The sequence below is a fragment of the Clostridium sp. DJ247 genome, from assembly GCF_014231265.1.
The window spans coordinates 16503-35447 of record NZ_JABAIW010000051.1 but is presented as its reverse complement, the minus strand read 5'-3'; the positions used below and the strand labels follow the sequence as shown (position 1 = coordinate 35447).

12 protein-coding genes and 1 tRNA gene are annotated in these 18945 nt (G+C 31.1%); 5 read left to right on the top strand and 8 right to left on the bottom strand.

Annotated features, from left to right (window positions below; genetic code table 11):
• Window positions 1-290: 290 nt before the first annotated feature.
• Window positions 291-366 (bottom strand) — tRNA-Met (locus tag HGI79_RS17780).
• Window positions 367-1053: 687 nt separating this feature from the next.
• On the opposite strand from HGI79_RS17780, the gene HGI79_RS17775 reads away from it, so the two are divergent.
• Window positions 1054-2163: a DEAD/DEAH box helicase gene (locus HGI79_RS17775; RefSeq protein WP_185652022.1), complete on the top strand. Its 1110-nt coding sequence runs from the start codon at window positions 1054-1056 to the stop codon at window positions 2161-2163.
• Window positions 2164-2702: 539 nt separating this feature from the next.
• Here HGI79_RS17775 and mnmH read toward each other — a convergent pair.
• Together mnmH and HGI79_RS17765 are read right to left on the bottom strand one after the other, a co-directional pair.
• Window positions 2703-3728: a tRNA 2-selenouridine(34) synthase MnmH gene (gene mnmH / locus HGI79_RS17770; protein WP_185652021.1), complete on the bottom strand. Its 1026-nt coding sequence runs from the start codon at window positions 3726-3728 to the stop codon at window positions 2703-2705.
• Between the two features lie 577 nt (window positions 3729-4305).
• Entirely contained in the window at window positions 4306-5205 is a 900-nt protein-coding gene (locus HGI79_RS17765; protein WP_185652020.1) for a polysaccharide deacetylase family protein, read from the bottom strand.
• Window positions 5206-5502: 297 nt separating this feature from the next.
• Here HGI79_RS17765 and msrA point away from each other — a divergent pair, with 297 nt between their 5' ends.
• On the top strand, window positions 5503-5976 hold the full coding sequence (msrA, locus tag HGI79_RS17760; RefSeq protein WP_185652019.1) for a peptide-methionine (S)-S-oxide reductase MsrA: 474 nt from the start codon (window positions 5503-5505) through the stop codon (window positions 5974-5976).
• A 238-nt stretch (window positions 5977-6214) separates the two neighbouring features.
• Here msrA and HGI79_RS17755 read toward each other — a convergent pair whose 3' ends face one another.
• The 4 genes from HGI79_RS17755 to HGI79_RS17740 all read right to left on the bottom strand — a co-directional run bounded on the left by HGI79_RS17755 (window position 6215) and on the right by HGI79_RS17740 (window position 11575).
• On the bottom strand, window positions 6215-7216 hold the full coding sequence (locus HGI79_RS17755) for a rod shape-determining protein (RefSeq protein ID WP_207725832.1): 1002 nt from the start codon (window positions 7214-7216) through the stop codon (window positions 6215-6217).
• Window positions 7217-7703: 487 nt separating this feature from the next.
• Complete coding sequence (locus HGI79_RS17750) at window positions 7704-9437, bottom strand: AMP-binding protein (protein WP_185652018.1); 1734 nt, start codon at window positions 9435-9437, stop codon at window positions 7704-7706.
• A gap of 46 nt (window positions 9438-9483) precedes the next feature.
• A complete protein-coding gene (fabF, locus tag HGI79_RS17745; RefSeq protein WP_185652024.1) occupies window positions 9484-10716 on the bottom strand; it encodes a beta-ketoacyl-ACP synthase II in 1233 nt (410 codons plus the stop codon).
• Window positions 10717-11293: 577 nt separating this feature from the next.
• A complete protein-coding gene (locus tag HGI79_RS17740) occupies window positions 11294-11575 on the bottom strand; it encodes an MFS transporter (RefSeq protein ID WP_313885229.1) in 282 nt (93 codons plus the stop codon).
• A gap of 564 nt (window positions 11576-12139) precedes the next feature.
• Between HGI79_RS17740 and HGI79_RS17735 the strand changes: the two genes are divergently transcribed.
• From HGI79_RS17735 to HGI79_RS17725, 3 genes are all read left to right on the top strand, one after another.
• Window positions 12140-15259: a TIM-barrel domain-containing protein gene (locus HGI79_RS17735; RefSeq protein WP_185652016.1), complete on the top strand. Its 3120-nt coding sequence runs from the start codon at window positions 12140-12142 to the stop codon at window positions 15257-15259.
• Window positions 15260-15380: 121 nt separating this feature from the next.
• On the top strand, window positions 15381-16106 hold the full coding sequence (locus HGI79_RS17730) for a hypothetical protein (RefSeq protein ID WP_207725829.1): 726 nt from the start codon (window positions 15381-15383) through the stop codon (window positions 16104-16106).
• Window positions 16107-16177: 71 nt separating this feature from the next.
• Window positions 16178-18271, top strand: a complete 2094-nt coding sequence (locus HGI79_RS17725; protein ID WP_185652015.1) for a methyl-accepting chemotaxis protein — start codon at window positions 16178-16180, stop codon at window positions 18269-18271.
• A 382-nt stretch (window positions 18272-18653) separates the two neighbouring features.
• On the opposite strand, the gene HGI79_RS17720 is transcribed toward HGI79_RS17725, so the two are convergent.
• Window positions 18654-18887, bottom strand: a complete 234-nt coding sequence (locus HGI79_RS17720; RefSeq protein WP_185652014.1) for a TIGR04540 family protein — start codon at window positions 18885-18887, stop codon at window positions 18654-18656.
• Between the last annotated feature and the right edge of the window lie 58 nt (window positions 18888-18945).

Here is an 18945-nt window from a genome sequence, read left to right as displayed (position 1 = left end):
TAAGTTTTCTTATCTCACTCTGTTTAATTTTCAAAGATCTTGTCGCTCACTTGCGACTGGATTTACATCTTATCATGTTTATCTTAGCTCGTCAACTAGTAATTTGTTACCAGCTTGACTATTCTAAGTTATCGCTGATTTACGATTGGAATCATATCTTATCATGCTACTTCAATCTGTCAATTAGTAACTTATTACCAAGTTATCTAATATCCTATACATTATTATGTGATATCTTAAACAGCTTGTACATAATATCATACAAAATAAACTGTTGTCAATATCTTTTTTGGTTGCGGGGGCAGGACTCGAACCTACGGCCTTTGGGTTATGAGCCCAACGAGCTACCAACTGCTCCACCCCGCGACATTATGTTATATAGTATTGAATAACTTTTTGTGTTTGCCACCTATCTCAGCGACGAATGTTATCTTATCATGCCCATAGATATAAAATATTAGCCAGCTATGCGTTTATCACAAGTGTACCTAATAATGCTTAGGTATTCTTTATTATACTCATTATTTAATGTAATGATACGCCTGATTTAGTTTATATATGAATATTTTGTTGTTAAGTAGTTGATTATAAGGATTCCGAACAATAGACCTCCCCCTCATTAATAAAAATGTAGTTTTCATTTTGTCTTTTTTTTGATATTAGTTTACTTTTAAATTCAGTTAACATAATTTCGTAATTGTTAATTAAATTCTATAAATATACAAATAATAATATTTATAGTCCTTTACAAATTGGTATTTAAAACTTTAAGCTTTTTTCAATGAATCAACTATACTAATATTTATCTCTCTAATATATAATACTACTGTTAATACATTGTATAGTAACATTATTAGTATTATAGATACCCACAACTTAAATTTGAGCTTTAGACTAATTAAAAATATCTAACGTGACGAACCATGGTAATATATCCGGTGGTATAAGTTAAATTTCGGGCATAGGTATCTATATCTTTAAATGTAACAATATGATATCATCAATTGACTTAACTAAATAAAAATACAAATTAGTAATGAAAGGTATGAAGAAATGGATTTTAAAGAACTAGGAATTAGTGAAAATATAATAAATGTATTAAAGCACACAGGTATTACTAAACCAACAGCAATTCAAGAAAGCAGTATTAGATTTATTAAAGAAGGAAGAGATGTTATAGCAGAAGCACAAACTGGTACGGGAAAAACATTTGCCTTTTTGATTCCTATTTTTGAAAATATATCACCTAAAATAAATACAATTCAAGCATTGATTGTATCTCCTACAAGAGAACTTGCTATTCAAATAACTGAGAGAGCTATTGAACTTAAAGAAGCTAAAGATATAAATATTTTGGCGGCATACGGTGGTAAAGATATAGGGTCACAACTAAAAAAGCTAAAAGGAAACATTCATCTAATTATTGCAACTCCTGGTAGACTTCTAGACCATCTCCACAGAAAAACAGTAGATCTTAGTAAATTAAAAACATTAGTATTAGATGAAGCAGATCAAATGCTATTAATGGGATTTAAAAATGATGTTGAAGCTATTATAAAGGAAACTTGTAAAAAACGTCAGACATTATGTTTTTCTGCAACTATGAACTCTGAAGTTAAAAAATTAGCCTATAGATATATGAATGACCCTCTAATGGTTACTGTTAAAAAAGAAGAAGTTACACTTAATAATATTAAACAGCAGGTGGTAGAGACTACAGACAGAAGAAAACAAGATGCCTTATGCAACGTTTTAGATCAGGATAACCCATTTATGGCTATGATATTTTGCAGAACTAAGAGAAGAGTAGATGATCTTGAAATGGCACTGCATAAGCGTGGATATAATTGTGAAAAGTTACATAGTGATATAATTCAATCAAAACGTGAAAGAATAATGAAAGCTTTTAGAAATGCAGATATTCAGTATTTAATAGCTACGGATGTAGCAGCTAGAGGGTTAGATGTAAGTGGAGTTGGTCATGTATATAACTATGACATTCCAGAAAATGTGGAGTCATATATACACCGTATTGGCAGAACAGGAAGGGCCGGAGAACAAGGCTACACATGTCTATTTATAGATCCAAAAGATAAGAGAACCTTAGAAGAAATAGAAAAATCCATAAAATTTAAGATACCTAGAAGAGAGTTAAACATATAAAATCAAGGTAGAATGTATACAAATTTTTGCACATTAATATATGCAAGACTTCATTTTAGTATATGTATTTATCCGACACAATATCTTTTCTATAGATACCCACAGCTTAAATTTAACTTATGCAGAGGTATATATTACCAATGTTGAAGTCACATTTAAATATTTTTTTATTAGTCTTAGCGAAAATTTGAGAAAAAATCTTAGAACTTTTGATATGGTTGAAAGCCTAAATAGCTTTCAACCAGCGACTTATCAATGGTAATTGATAAGTTGGTCCGAACTGAGGTACGAGTTTATCAAAGTTCTTCTAAATTTATAATGAAACTCCTCTTCCTTCGGTCAGAGGAGTGCTCACAGAGTAAGCGACCATATCAAAATCACAGATTTTGTATGTTTGCTTAACCGATTCGCACAAAATCACAGATTTTGGCTCTCTGCTTAAATTTGAGCTTTAGACTAATTAAAAATATTTAACGTGACGAAACATGGTAATATATACCGTAGTATAAGTTAAATTTCAGACATGGAATTCTATAGAACTATAAGCTATTTTTCCAGCTTATTATTATATCACAGGTATGATCTATGTCATAATTCTCTATAGTGAACTCATAATTGTATTTTTTATTTTCATACATGGGATCATAATATTTAAGCATTAATTCACCAATTACTAATTCATAATTATATGCTTCTATCTCACTAATATATCTATTAATATTTTTACTACTTATATATTTTTCTAACTTTTTTAAGGCTTCAATTAGCTCAATATTATTATCTTTTACATAGTCCTTCATTATATTTTTAACCCTAAGAGTGATGTCTGTCCATATATTTATATGCTTTCCTCTCTCCATAGAGGTATAAATGTACTTAGGAATTATTATATTTCCTATTCTTTTACTTTCTCCTTCTACAAAAACTACATTACTTTTTCTTTTTTTTAACTTTTCATACACGAGACTTTCAAACTGCTTTTGACTATTTTCCGTGCCAAGTCCAATTCCTCCAAGGAGAGAACCTCTATGATTAGCACAACCTTCTAAATCCAAGGTATCAAAACCTTTCTCCGCTAACCTTTTTAATATACTTGTTTTTCCTACTCCAGTATTTCCGTGAATAACTACAAATTCTATATCTTTAACAATTTCCGGAAGTGCCTTATTTATATAGTTTCTGTATCCTTTGTACCCTCCTCTTACTTTAAAAACATTTATACCTAACGACATTAGAAGAGAAACTAACGAACTGCTTCTCATTCCCCCTCTAGCACAAAAAAATATAAGAGTATTATAATTGTTCTTTAATTTATCAATTTCACTATATATCTGTGGCAGATTTTTTGAAGCTGCTTCAATTCCTAATTTTTTAGCCTTTTCAACACTTTCTTGTACATAAACAGTTCCTATAATTTTTCTTTGTTCATCACTAAAAAGAGGAACATTGACAGCTTCAGGGATAGTTGCTTCTGAAAATTCTCCTGGACTTCTTACATCAATTAAGACATATTTATCTTTTAAATTATTTTCATCAATTTCGGAGTATTCTATAGTCTTTATCATAGTCTCTACCTCAATAAAAATTTTAACATAAGTATATAAACAAAAATACCCCCCTCAACCTGGAAGGTATTACAATTACTAATAATCATTTATATGTATTTATCACTATGTCACTTCAATATTATACTCTTTTTCTATAAGGTGTGCAAATATTATAATCTAAACATTTCCAAAAGTACTTAAAGCTTTTTTACCATTATAGGGTTCCTAGCTGGAAACTTAACTTATACGTAGGAATATGTTGACAAAACTGAAGCACATTTAAAAACTTTTTTATCAGTCTTAGTAAGTGTTTTATAAAATCTTAGAACCTTAGATTGTCTGAGGGAAGCAAGTTTATCGAAGGTTCTTAGATTATATAAAACTCCTCTTCCTTACGTCAGATGAGTACTCACAGAGTAAGCGACCATATCAAAATCACAGATTTTGTATGTCTGCTTAACCGATTCGAACAAAATCACAGATTTTGGCTCTCTGCTTAAAACACGAACTTTAGACTGATTAAAAGTTTTTAAAGTGCTGAAGTTTGGCAACATATTCAGTCGTTTAAGTTAAGTTTCCACCGTGGAAGCCTATATCACCTATAAGCTGATATACCAAGCATTTTATCCAGTGTCAAAAACTCATATCCTTTATCCTTCAGCTTCTTAATGATTTCAGGTAGTGCCTCAAGAGAAGCTTTATTATTTTCTATTGAGTGCATTAGTATTATATCACCAGGTCGTACATTATCTACTACGTTCCTGACTATATTATCCTTTTCTCTCTGAGACCAATCAAGAGTATCTATTGACCACATAACTATTTTATAGTTGCTTTTAGCAATTTCATTCACCGTAGGCTGATTTATATCCCCGTAAGGAGGACGAACAATAGCTGGGCTCTTGCCTATCAAGGAAAATATTATTTCCTTAGTCTGTGATAACTCTTTGTTAACCTCAGCAGGTGAAAGCTTAGTGAGCTCAGCATGAGAAAAACTGTGTATTAATACAAGATTCCCTTCCTCATCAGCACGTTTAACCACCTCCGCATGACTCTTTAGTCTATTTCCCACAAAGAAAAAGGACCCTTTAACATTATTATCTCTAAGAACATCAAGCATAGCTCCCGTGATTCTCGAATCCGGGCCATCATCAAAAGTTAATGCTACAACCTTCTTGTTTGTTGGACCATTAATAAACATTGTTCCCTTATTAGCTTTGGCTAGTTCCACTACTCTTTTTCTAGACTTTTCCATAGCAGCTCTTTCCCTTGGAGAAAGATTTTTAGATTCCCCTACTATGGGATAATAAACATCAGCAAGCTCCCGATTCATTTTAGTTGGTATTACCACTTCATTCAAGTCTGCGGTTTTAGTCAAGCTTATTATATTTTCTACTTTTAGTACATTTTTATTATTAATTTTTTCTGCTTTGCAGCCAGAAAATCCTAATGCAGCAATACTTACAAGTAAAAATAAAGAAATTAGTTTTTTCATAAATTTCACCCCACATTAGGTTAACCAATTCATATTTTTATAATTCGTTATAAACATAGAATCGGATAATATCGGCTACACTAGTGTTACATTTAAGCCCTACTTGTAAATATACAATGTAAACAGTTAACCCAGCAAAAGTTGCCAATAGGTCTTTCAATACCTTAAAGGCAATAAACAAAAAGAAGAATATAATTTTACTATACATAAGCCTTAAAATAATATAGTATAATAATAATTATCTAAAAACAAAAAATTACTGTTATATAAATTGCCTACAAAAGGAGTGGATTTTTTATGAAAAAAATAGTTTTGGCTGGTGGATGTTTTTGGGGTGTAGAAGAATATATGTCAAGAATTAAAGGAGTAGTAGAAACAAAAGTTGGCTATGCTAACGGCTATAAAGAAAATCCTAGTTACGAAGAAGTGTGTAGGAAAAATACTGGCCATGCAGAGGCCTGTTATGTAACATATGATGAAAATTTAATAAGCTTAGAGCAGCTATTAAATAAGTTTTGGGAAATAATAGACCCTACAGTTTTAAATAGACAAGGCAATGATATAGGTAATCAGTATCGAACAGGTATATTCTATACCGATAAGAATGATTTATCTGAAATATTAAAAAGTAAAGATGAAGAACAAAAAAAATACAAAAAACCAATAGTAACTGAAATAGAACCACTTTCCTGTTTTTATGACGCAGAGGAATACCATCAAAAGTATCTCAAGAAGAATCCAGGAGGATACTGTCATATTAATTTGGACTAAAAAAATGGTTACCAGTAGTATTTTCTGCCTGTGAGCCACAAATAAACTCTTATTAAAATCCTAATAATTAAAGGCAGCTAAATAGGCTTTCTATATACCTGCAGCTGCCCTTATGTTATCATTATAATTATATTATGTCTTAATTTTTTAATACTACCAACATTGCCATACAAATCTTCCTTATTTCATAAATTAACTATATTATTATCCTCTTATATCTTAATTATTCTCTTATATCTTAAATCTTATCTATCATGTCTAGGCACTTTCCTGCTCCAAGAACAACACACTCAAGAGGATCTTCTGCAATATAAGTAGGTATATGAATTTCACTATATATAAGTTTATCTAAACCTTTTAGAAGTGCTCCACCACCTGAAAGCGTTATTCCTTTGTCCATTATGTCCGCTGCAAGTTCTGGTGGGGTTTGTTCAATAGTAGTTTTAATGGCTTCAATTATCAAAGCCACTGGCTCTTTCAAAGCTTCTCGTATTTGACTCTCTGTAATAGTAATAACCCTTGGAAGCCCAGTGACTAAATCTCTTCCTCTTATTTGCATATCTCTTTCTTCTTCATCCTCATCTGCATAGACAGAACCCAGCTCAATTTTAATATTTTCCGCTGTTCTTTCTCCTATCAACACATTAAACTCTCTTTTTACATAGTCAATAATTGTCTCGTCTAATTCATCTCCTGCAACTCTTAAAGTTTCGCTTGTAACAATTCCCTGAAGAGAAATAACCGCTACCTCGGTAGTACCTCCACCTATATCAATAATCATGCTACCAATTGGCTCATTTACAGGTAGCCCTGCTCCTATAGCTGCAGCCACAGGTTCCTCAATCAGCATAACCTTACGTGCTCCTACTTGATTTATTGCCTCATTAATTGCTCTCTTTTCAACATCAGTAACTCCTGAAGGGTGGGAAATTGCGATTCTAGAACTTTTGAAAGCACCTTTACCAATAACCTTTTCAATAAACTTTTTAAGCATTTGTTCAGTCAGGTCAAAGTTAGCAATTACTCCATCCTTTAATGGTCTAATAGTGACAATACCTTCTGGTGTTCTGCCTATCATATTCTTAGCATCTAAACCAACGGCTAAGACTTGTCTATTTGTAGTATTTACAGCTACCACCGAAGGCTCCCTTAATAAAATACCTTTTCCTTTTACATATAGTAAAGTATTCGACGTTCCTAAATCTATTCCTATATCCTTAGACGTTATAAAAAATCTCATCAAAATTTCTCCTTTCAGATTTACAATATACCTTTCTGTTTAGATAATATTGAGGATAATGCAGGAAAAAGTAGATTTGTATTTTTCATAAAGTCCCACTAGTACTTTTTAACAGTATATATTTGATTATGGTACTTTTCAATATATAAATAATTCCTACGATTCCACTATTTATCTAATGAGTAATATTGTAGAACGAAAGGGATCCAGCGTTAATTTGGATATTGACAAACTAAAAGCTGAATACAGAAAAATCAAAAGACTAGTGATTGGTTTGAATCACTAGTCTTTTAATGATAATTTAGAAAAGTTCTATTTACATATGTAACATCATTGATATACAATCTGCTAATGTTTGTCCGTAAACACCACAGGCATGAATGCATTGAGCTAAAGTTAAACCAATCATTACAGCACCTCCTCAAACTATCTATATTTATATTCTAACTTAAAAATATGTAGATATTATGAAGAAGCTTAAACCTATTTATAAATTACTAATAAAAGATGTGTTATTAAGGATTTGAAATTTTTCCAGCTCTATTAACACATCATTATATTCACCATTGAGATATTTTTCTATCAGCTTATATCGTTGAATCTTTCCGCTAGTAGTTTTTGGCATATCTTTAATAGGAATAACCTTCTTAACTTTTAAGCCTATTCTACTCTCAATTAAATTCTTTAAATTTTCTGAAATAGATGCAAAGTCCTCAATTTTCTTTTTATAATATAAACAAACAATAATGTCATGCTCATTTGATTCATTATTAGGCACTCCACATGCAGCTATCCGTCCCAACTCTATGCCTTGAGCTTCCTCGGCTATAGTTTCAATATGGTGAGGGTGATACATTTTACCATTATAAATTATAGCATCTTTGAATCTTCCTATGAAAATCAACCTTCCATCTACCATAACTCCTAAATCATTTGTATTTACCCAGCCGTCCTTTGCAATATATTTCTCTGTTTCTATTTTATTATTATGATATCTATCAGTAACATTCTTTCCTTTTATATGTATGAAACCAACTCTCTTTTCTTCCAATATGCTGTTGTTCTCATTACAAATCCTTACCTGACATTCACTAACTGGATACCCCTCATTAACAAAGGATATAGCATTTCTATCATCTTCTTTTACTTCTCTGATTTCATCATTAATTGATAAATAATTTCGGTCTAGATTTATTTTTCTTAAACCTTCACCTATAGGCGGAAAAGTAATTGCAATACATGCTTCAGCCGCCCCATAAACTCCAAACATTACATTACGATTAAGACCATACTTTGACATTTTTTCAAGAAATAAATCACATAGTTCACTAGAAATATATTCAGCCCCATTTAAAATAACCCGTACACTTGAAAGATCCCAATCCACTGCAACTTGAGGTTTAAAAAGATCTAGGAAGTACTTGTATCCAAAATTAGGACATGCAAGTACTGATACCTTATATTCGCTAGCTTTTTTTAACCATAAATGAGGTTTTCTTATAAATAGAGAGGTTGGAATAAAATGTTGATTTACATTTGCAACTAGTGGGGATAAATGAAACCCAATAAAGGCCATATCATGAGCTAGTGGCATCCAACATAAAGCAGTATCCTCTGAAGATCCTTTTGTTCCTCTAACTATAGCATTAGTATTTGATAATAAGTTTTCATGGGTTAAAACAATTCCCTTTGGATCACCAGTAGTTCCAGAAGTAAATTGTATATATGCAATATCATTTCCCTTTGGGATTTCAATACTTCCAAAAGAACCAGTTGCATTTAATATGTTATCTAAAATAATAACCTTAGTTTTAAGAAAATTTTCATAGCTAAGTAAACCATTCTCCGTTGAGAATTTTTCTAAAGAATTCAATATCTTTATATCAGTTATTAAGCTTGGATTGTTTAAAGTATCTATTATTTTAAACAATTTTAATTTATGATCTTTATTGTTACCAATGGAAACAGGAACAGGTATAATTCCACCTAGTAAACATGCCCAAAATAAAACTAAGAAATTCTCGTTATTCTCTATTTGAAATATGACCTCACTGCCCTTTTTTAATCCTTTAGCTTGCAGTTCTTTTAAAATTTTAAGAGCCTTATAATATAATTCGTTATATGAAATAAACTTATCTTCTTTATCATCAATAAAGAAGATCCCCTTATCACCATTTATTCTATGTTCTATTACATCAATTAAGTTTTTAAACTTATCCATACTCATCCTCCTGTAATATAACTCTGAAAATTTACCCATGTTTAAACTAATATTTTTTAAATACTAGTGTTGAATTATGTCCTCCAAAGCCAAAGGAATTTGATAACGCAAAATCTATTTCTGCACTTCTTCCTACGTTAGGAACATAATCAAGATCACATTCATGATCCTTGGAATTATAATTTATAGTTGGAGGTAAAAACCCTTCTTTTAGAGCAAGTGCTGTTATAATTGTTTCTATTGCTCCTGATGCTCCAAGTAAATGCCCTGTCATAGACTTAGTGGAACTTATTGCAACTTTTTCAGCATGTTCTCCAAAGGATTTTTTAATAGCTAAAGTTTCCAATTTATCATTATATATTGTTGAAGTTCCATGTGCATTTATATATCCTATATCCTCTGGATTTATTCCTGAATTCTCAATAGCTTTTGATATACATCTTGCTGCTCCCTCCGCATTAGGGTTTGGAGCAACAATATTATAAGCATCATTGGTGCATCCGTAGCCTACAATTTCCCCAATTATATTGGCATCTCTTTTAAGAGCATGTTCAAGCTCTTCCAAAATTACAATGCCAGCACCTTCTCCCATTACAAAACCATCTCTCTCAGAATCAAAGGGCCTGCAGGCACTTTTAGGATCATTTGATTTAGACATAGCCCTCATTGCACTAAAACCTGCGAAGACTAAAGGTGTAATAACAGCTTCAGCTCCGCCAGTTATCATAATCTTTGCATCGCCACTACGTATAATCTTAAAAGCATTGCCAATGGCATTATTGCCAGTGGCGCAAGCTGCAACGACACACTCGTTATATCCCTTAGCACCATATTTTATTGCAATTTGGCTAGAGGCCATATTAGCAATAATCATAGGAATAGAAAGTGGATTTATTCTGCTTGGACCCATTTTACATAGTACATCCTGCTGCTTTTCAATTATTTCCATGCCTCCAACTCCTGAGCCAACTATAGCACCCATTTCATACTTATCAACTTTTTCAATATCCAGTCCCGAATCATCCATAGCCATTTTAGCAGCAGCAATAGCAAACTGCATAAAACGGCTGGCCTTTCTAGCCTCTTTTCTATCCATAAAATCCAGTGGGTCAAAGTCTTTTATTTCTGCAGCAACTTTTGTTGGCATATTAGTAACATCTATGCTTGATACATAATCAATTGCTGATTTACCTTCTTTAATTGCATTCCAAAACTTTCTTGTTTCTAACCCTAGCGGCGAAACAACCCCCATACCAGTTATAACTACTCTTTTCATAATAGGATTTCCCCCTTTAATTATCCAACTTCCCCAGACGCCAAAAGCTAAATTATGGTAAAATTTAACTTTACATGTAACAATTATAAACTACATTAACATAAAAATAAAGGGAATATATGTTAAATTTATATATTTTTTTATCAACAGAGTTCCTATATCTTAACATTGATAAAGTGAAACTTGAATCAGATGGGGTTTGTCTTACGAACCCGGGACGTAGCCGCTCTTTACTCCCAGTTAAGCAGAGAGGCAAAATCTGTTATTTTGTCGAATCGGTTAAGCAGACGTAAAAAATCTGTGATTTTGATATGGTCGCTTACTCTGTGAGTACTCCTCTGAAGAGGAGTTTCATATAAAGATGGGAGTATTAGAGCGGGTAGTAACGGATAAATTTGAGTAAATAAAAAGTGAATTATAACCCATGTCTCCTTAAAAAATATGGGCTATAATTCACTTTAATATGTTTATTTATAAATTTACAACTCTTACTTTCTATTTTTGCTTAATTTTAATATTACCTATTTTATTTAGTATTAATGATATAAAAAATGCTGCCAAACATACTACCGCAAATAATCTATAAAGCTATATTTGTAACTGTAACTGATGCAATAAAAATTATGAAAATCTTATTTTTCATTAATTGTTTTAAATCTTCAATCTTTACTCTATGTGAACTACTTTTTCCTTTAAACTTGATGCTTCTTACAATTAATACACAAATAATAAATATAATTGAATAGGTATAAAAAGTGTATTTAATATCCTTATTCTTTATTAAAAATCCCATTAGCAAAGCTACAATAGCAAATCCCATTGAGCCCATAAGCCTAATTTGTCCATATTTGAAACGGCAAATTTACAATATAAAGCACAATTTTTCTAATAATGCTATTTGTAATTATGCAATAATAGGAATACCTGTAGTTTTGTGCTAAGGATTCCTATAGCAGAATACAGATTGGCGTTATAGAATTCATCATAATTACATAAAATGGTAGATAGTTTGTGATTTTCTATGATTATTTAATGTTAATTTTTAAATAAGTATATAAATTTATCAAGCTTATCAAGAATTTGCTAATTTCGACAACAAACTTATGATAAAATTATAAAATACAATTGTTATAGTATTTAAATATCACATTTATCCACAAAAAACTATATGGGTTAAAATTTACCTTTAAGTAAAAAATAAGGAGGATTAACAAAAAAGTACAGAATCATAATAAAGTTCAACTAACTCTTAGATGAGTTTTTTACCCTACCTAAGCGTTAATTGAACTAATCCAGTACGTAGTAGCCATTAACTCACCGATTGTATAAGTGAGAGGATTACGACTGGCAGTCAAAGGATAAATTCTACAAAAACAGTAACTGACAAAATTTCTTGTCAAATCTAAGTTGCATTGGAGGTATTCTAATGTCTAATGAATTTAAGTTTGTTAAGGTTGAAGACTTTTTTAAAAACAGCAAAGATTGGATTAAACTAAACAAAGCACAATTTTCAAATTATGATGAAAATGAAAAAGTTTTATCCCTCATTTGTGAAAATAATTCCCATGAAAGTTGTGCAATGATTATACAATTTCCACGAAAAGATACTTTTCGTATGAGATTTAACCCAAGTAAAGTAACTTCAGAGGAATATTCACATCAAAATACCCGAAGCATAATTGGAAATTCCTTTGATGAATTAATACATACCTTCCCAAACTTCACAACTAAATATGACTATGACACAGAAAATAATATAGTTCAAATCACTACATTTGAAGAAGAAGACAAGCCATACATGAAGATGATTATAACATTAACTGATTTTAACCTGAAAGTTTATAAGTGTAACCAGAATAATGAAGAAATTTTAGTTTTAAGCACAGATGATTATGGAATTCGTTATGATAAATTCTGCTCCTACAATGGAATACACGAATATTCTATTGTTCTCCCTTTTGTAAAGCCCTTCACTGCAAAGTATATAGGCTTTGGTGAAACTGGCGGGAAAAAGCTATATAAAAATGCAAAACAGTTAACTTATATGAATTATGACAATATGATGTATAAACAAGTATATGGTCGTGGAGCTCTTGATGATAGAGAGCCTCTATATCATAACAATCCATTTTTTATGGAGTTTTACGGCACACCAACTGAAGATATTGTGTGTGGGCTTTTTATGGATAATGCTTCTGAATCTTTTGTAGATGTTGGCTACAGTAATTCACAAAGATATATGCTAGGAACCTTATTAGGTGATTTAGATTGTTATTTCTTCTTAGGTCAGAATGCACAAGAGGTTATGACTGCATATTTATCATTCGTAGGAACCGCTAGGCTGAAACCACGTTATGTACTAGGTTATCATCAAGGTTGTTATGGCTATGAAAAAAGGGATCACTTAGAAAAAGTTGTAGAAGATTACAGACGCTACCAAATACCTATTGATGGATTACATGTGGATGTAGATTTACAAAGAAATTATGAAACCTTTACCATTGATGAAGAAAGGTTTCCAAATCCAAAGGAAATGTTCAGTAAATTAAAGGAAAAAGGCATTAAATGCTGCACAAATATTACACCTATTATCAGTAATCAAAACAGTAATTATGAAACTTATAAATCAGGATTAGAAAAAGGATATTTTGTAACGGATGAACGTGTTTTACCTTGTGCTCCTAATGAGGAAAATTATCAAGATTTTGATTTTGGAAAAGAATCCATAAGAACTATTGACGATATAGTTAACCAACCGAACAAAAATCCAATACAGAAAAAAGCCTTTAATAATATTGTTAATAATTATAATAGCGGCAAACCTTATGAAGGAGCGGTTTATTATGGCGGGGATAGAGGTGTACTAGGCCATTATCCTGATTTTGCAAGGAGTGAAGTGAGAAAGTGGTGGGGAGAACAATACAACTACTTATTTGAGCAGGGACTTGAATTTGTGTGGCAGGATATGACCAGCCCTGCAATTATGCCATATCTTGGAGACATGCGTTCTTTTCCCTTTAAACTTCTAATTACTGATGATTTCTTAAAAAAATACAACTATACAGAAGGAAATGACCCTCAGGACCAACAACGTACAAAATCTCCTGCAATAAAAGTATGGTCATTGTACCCCTATAACCTACATAAAGCTACTTTTATGGGTTTGAACGATCTTCCATCAAGAGCAAATAAAAGAAACTTTATTATAGGTCGCGGCGGATTTACAGGAATGCATAGATATGCGGGATTATGGACTGGAGATAACGCTTCTACTTGGGATTTCCTAAAAATTAATGTAGCCCAGGTATTGGCTCTTGGAATTTCTGGTGAACCTATAACTGGAGAAGATACAGGTGGCTTTATGGCTTCTCGTGATGGTGAACAATGGGTAGATCCAGAATTATTTATACGTTGGATGATAGTAGGTTCATTTTTACCTTGGTTTAGAAATCATTATATAAAGAAAAGTTCAAAGCTCTTTCAGGAACCATATAAATTTCAAACAGTAATCGATGAGGTTCCTCCAAGTGAGAGACCTATGTATAACTATGTGCTAAAGGTAACTAAATATTATATAGAACAAAGATATCGCTTAATGCAGTTATTCTACGATGCTATGTTTGAGAATACTTTTACTGGAATGCCTATTGTAAGACCTTTATTTTTAAATGACTGGACAGATAAAGCAATATTTAATGATAAAATAGCTTTCCTTAACAACGAATTCTTTGTAGGAAAAGATTTATTAGTTGCACCTATACTAGATAAGCAATGTGACGAAAATATGCAGGGCAGACGAGATGTATATCTTCCTGCAGGAAGCAACTGGTATTGCTTTATGGGTAACAAAAGACCTTTATTATACCCTGTTGAAGGAGGAACAACCATATTCGACTATGATGCTCATATTAGTGATGATAAAAATCATATAGGGTTTGTATGTCCTGTGTTTGTAAGAGCAGGAGCAGTTATACCTACTATTGAACTTGAACAATATGTAGGCGAGAAAAATGCAAAGGGAGAAGCTAATCCTATTACTATTAACATTTACCCTGGCGCCCATGGACAATACACCATGTATTTGGATGACGGAGTAAGCCGTTCCTCTGCACCAACAAGTAATGAAAATTATGGAGTAAGTCATTCCTCTGCACCAATATATAATAAAAGTCAAGACATTGATCCGATGGCTAAAGGGGAATACAGAGAGGTTCTAATTAAACATAATTATATTGACGTTAAACATAGAGAAATTAATATAAATCGCACTTATGATAATTATACACCAAAATATGAAGATTTCTTTTTTGTTGCCATTTTACATGATGAAGGTGAGCTTAATGAACACTATACACAGCCACTAAAAAGAGTAACCATAGGTGACAAGGAAATCTCTATAATAACAGAAGGAAATATAGACCAAAGATCAGCATCACTTTGGAATTCAGACGAAAATAAATGGTATTTTAATGAAAATATTAATATATCATTCATAAAAGTCTTTGATAATAATAAAAATTTTAAAATCAATATTGAGTATATGTAACCTCATAAATTAATATATATCCATGCAAATATAAACAGTTTGTTTATAAAAAAGTAATAATATAACTTTTAAATATGATCAATAAAATAAGATTAATAAATAAGAATATTGGAGGATTAAAATGGATATGATGGAAAGTAATATTACAACACAGCTTAGCTTTTCAAATTTACATATTAATGCACTTTTTGTTGAAAATGTTGAAAATTATTATATATATGAACGTACAATTGTAATCAATGTAGGTACGGACAGTGTATACTTTGATGAACCTCTAAGTAAAGATTTAAAAATATTTAACTCTACAATTGTCAAAGATATTAAAATAAAGAAGGCATCTGCTGTTATACTAATTAGCATATGTGATGAAATAAATATAGGAAATGTAATTCTGGAAAAAGGTTGGAATCTTCTTGGGGACATACTACCGAAAGATTCAACTTTTCCTAAAAATACCCCATTATGGAGGTCATCTCAGGAAAGCATTACAACTGTTAGCCTTGATCCTCTGTATATAACAGGACAGATTACAACGTCTGTTACACAAAAAAACTTTGAAATTAAAGTGAATTTATGGTTTGCTCCGGCTCTAACTAATTGTGTAATACACAACACCCATGATTTTATTGAATTTCATACACAAATTTATGGTTTAGGCAGAATGCAAAAATTTAAAACACAGGACTCAAGCACACTATATGAAGATATATTTATGTCAGAAGGATATACAACACCAGTTCCTTTTTGCAATGTAGAAGAAGATTCTAATTATATTTATCCGTGGCATCAATATTATGCTGACACAGATTGTATATGGCTTGCAATTGAATACCATCCTGTAAAATAAGTTACTGAATAAATATATACCTTACTTTTACAGGATTTAAGGGAGTAAAGTTAAAAAAGGAGTAGATATTTATGGTGAAACATAACAATAATAACAGTAAAGGAAGCCATAATGGTAATAAAACTATTATGAAGGGATCCATTCGAAGTATTTTGATATTTTACTCTATCATAGGAATACTTATAACAGCAATTTCAATAGTTTGGATTACATCAAAAAATATAGAAAGTGAAGCACAAGAGAAATTATTAAATGTAGCAAAAAATCAAACATTAACTTATGATGACTTATTTAAAGAAGTACAAAGTGTACAACATTCCCTTAATGCCTATGTTTTAAATACATTTGATTTAAACCAACAAAAACAAGATGATTTTTATATAAAAAGATATTCTCAAGCTATAGACCCGGTTATAAAAAAAATAGCGCAGGATCATGGTGGTGAATTTTACGGGGTATATGTTACTTTTAATCCTGAACTATATAAACAAGATGAAGTTTATGGTTCATGGTATATTGATGAAAACAACACTGGAGAATATAAAAATACCATAGGTGTAAATAAATCCTCCTTTGTAGAATCAGATCCTAATATGTCATGGTGGTATGGTCCTATAAAAGCAGGACAACCTCGATGGACCTCTGTTATACACAATGCTACTAAAGCTAAAGATTTAACTTATAATACAGCTGTATCTATAAACAATGAAGTTATTTGTGTTATTGGAACAGATTTTTTAGATAAAAAAATTCGTGATTCTGTAGCAAATATTCGTATGTATACAACTGGAACAGCAGAACTAATTTATGAAGATGAAATAGACAAAATGTTATCCGATAAAATATATGGAAATTTAGTAGCTAAAATGAAAAAAGATACTTATGGTACAGAAGAAATTAAAGTTAATGGCAAAGATTATTTTTATAGCTTTGCAAAACTTTTAAACGGAAGCGTAATATTATATAAGGTTGCTGTTGCTGAAGTACTTTATAAATTTCATAAGTTAATAATAATTATTTCCTTTATAATAATTATACTTTCTGCCATTTCTGCATTTTTAGTTTCTAGAATATTAAAGAAAACTTTAACAGAACCTGTAGAAATCTTATCGAACTTCTTCGGTAAAGTTGCAGATTTTGATTTAACTGAGGATGTACCAAATGTTTTAATAAAACAAAAAGGTGAAATTGCAAGTTTATCAAAGTCATCCCAAATTATTATTGATAATTTGAAGGAATTCATAAAAACAGGAGCTCATGTTTCGCAGCAAGTGGCAGCTTCTTCTGAGAATTTTTCACAAGTATCCGAGCAATCATCAAAAGCAGCTGAGGAGGTTACTCGCACCATTGAAGAAGTTGCAAATAATAGTATAGAACAAGCTAAAATAATAGAGGTTGGTGCTAATAAGATGAATGAGCTAAATGTATCAGTAGAAAATAGTGGTATACTTATACAGGATTTAAGCTCATCTATTAAAAATGTATTAGTTTTAAAAGATGAGGGACTATCCACCATCAAAGAACTAACGAATAAAACAAATCAAAGCAAAAGTGCATTAGATGCAATACAGAGGGATGTTATCCAAACAAATGAAAGTGCAGTACAAATTGATCAAGCAAGCAAAGCAATTCAAAGTATTGCTGAACAAACTAATTTGCTAGCACTAAACGCAGCTATTGAAGCTGCAAGAGCAGGTGAATCAGGAAGAGGATTTGCAGTAGTTGCTGATGAAATAAGAAAGCTAGCTGAAGAATCCACTAACTCTGCAAAAGTAATCGAACAGATAGTGAATGCGCTTCAGGAAAGCTCTAAAACCACTGTTTTAACAATGGAAAATGTTTCATCAAGTATTTCTGAATTAATGAATAATGTATATGCTACAAAAGATAAATTTGAAAATATTTCTCATAACTTAGATAGTATTCAAACCTCTACTACACATTTTGTAAATGAATCTGAGAATGTAGCTAATATTAAAGATGAATTTGTAACTATAATAGATCAGTTATCATCTATCTCAGAGAAAAATGCTTCTTATTCACAAAATGTTTCCTCTGCAACTGAACAACAATTAGCATCCTTACAAGAAGTAACAGCTACAAGTGAATCATTAATGAATTTATCAGAAGAATTAAAGAATATTATATATAAATTTAAATATTAATGGCAAAACTGGCAAGAGGACGTTCCCCTTGCCAATTTCTATATAACTTTTTCATAAACTATTCCATCTAACCTTGAATTTTATATAAATACCATTTAGTTTGAAGGATTTTGTATAGTATCCTTTAAATATTATTGTAAATATAGGTACATTGAAGAAACCATTTACAATCTGTAGATAGTGGAATACGCCTTGTGGAGCATACATTATAAATGGTGCTATAGTCATGGAAATTATGGCCAAAACAAGACCAAATACCTTACCTATTTATATAAAAATAGGATTTATTACTGAAACTGATTTTAATTTCAGCACTAAATCCTTTATTTTTAAAGTGGCATAAAGAATATTTTATAAAAAACTATTTTAAGATAGCCCCTTTTTATTTCATTGTTTCTGCTATCTTATTTATAATATTTACTCTTTCAGGACCTAGGGCACCAGCTAATTTTGTTGGCATAAATCCATTTTTATAAACCCTGTCTTCATTGGCATTTATTATAGCTATAACTGTTTGTTCTAGTTTTTCATAGCTTATTAGGTCCTCAAAATACGTATCAACTAAATCTTTTAATTTACTTGCTAATTCCTTTGGGTTTTTGTAACTTGCTCTCATTTTTAATGTACTCCTGTGTATTTTAAATTATTTTTATCCGATGACTACCCGCTCTAAT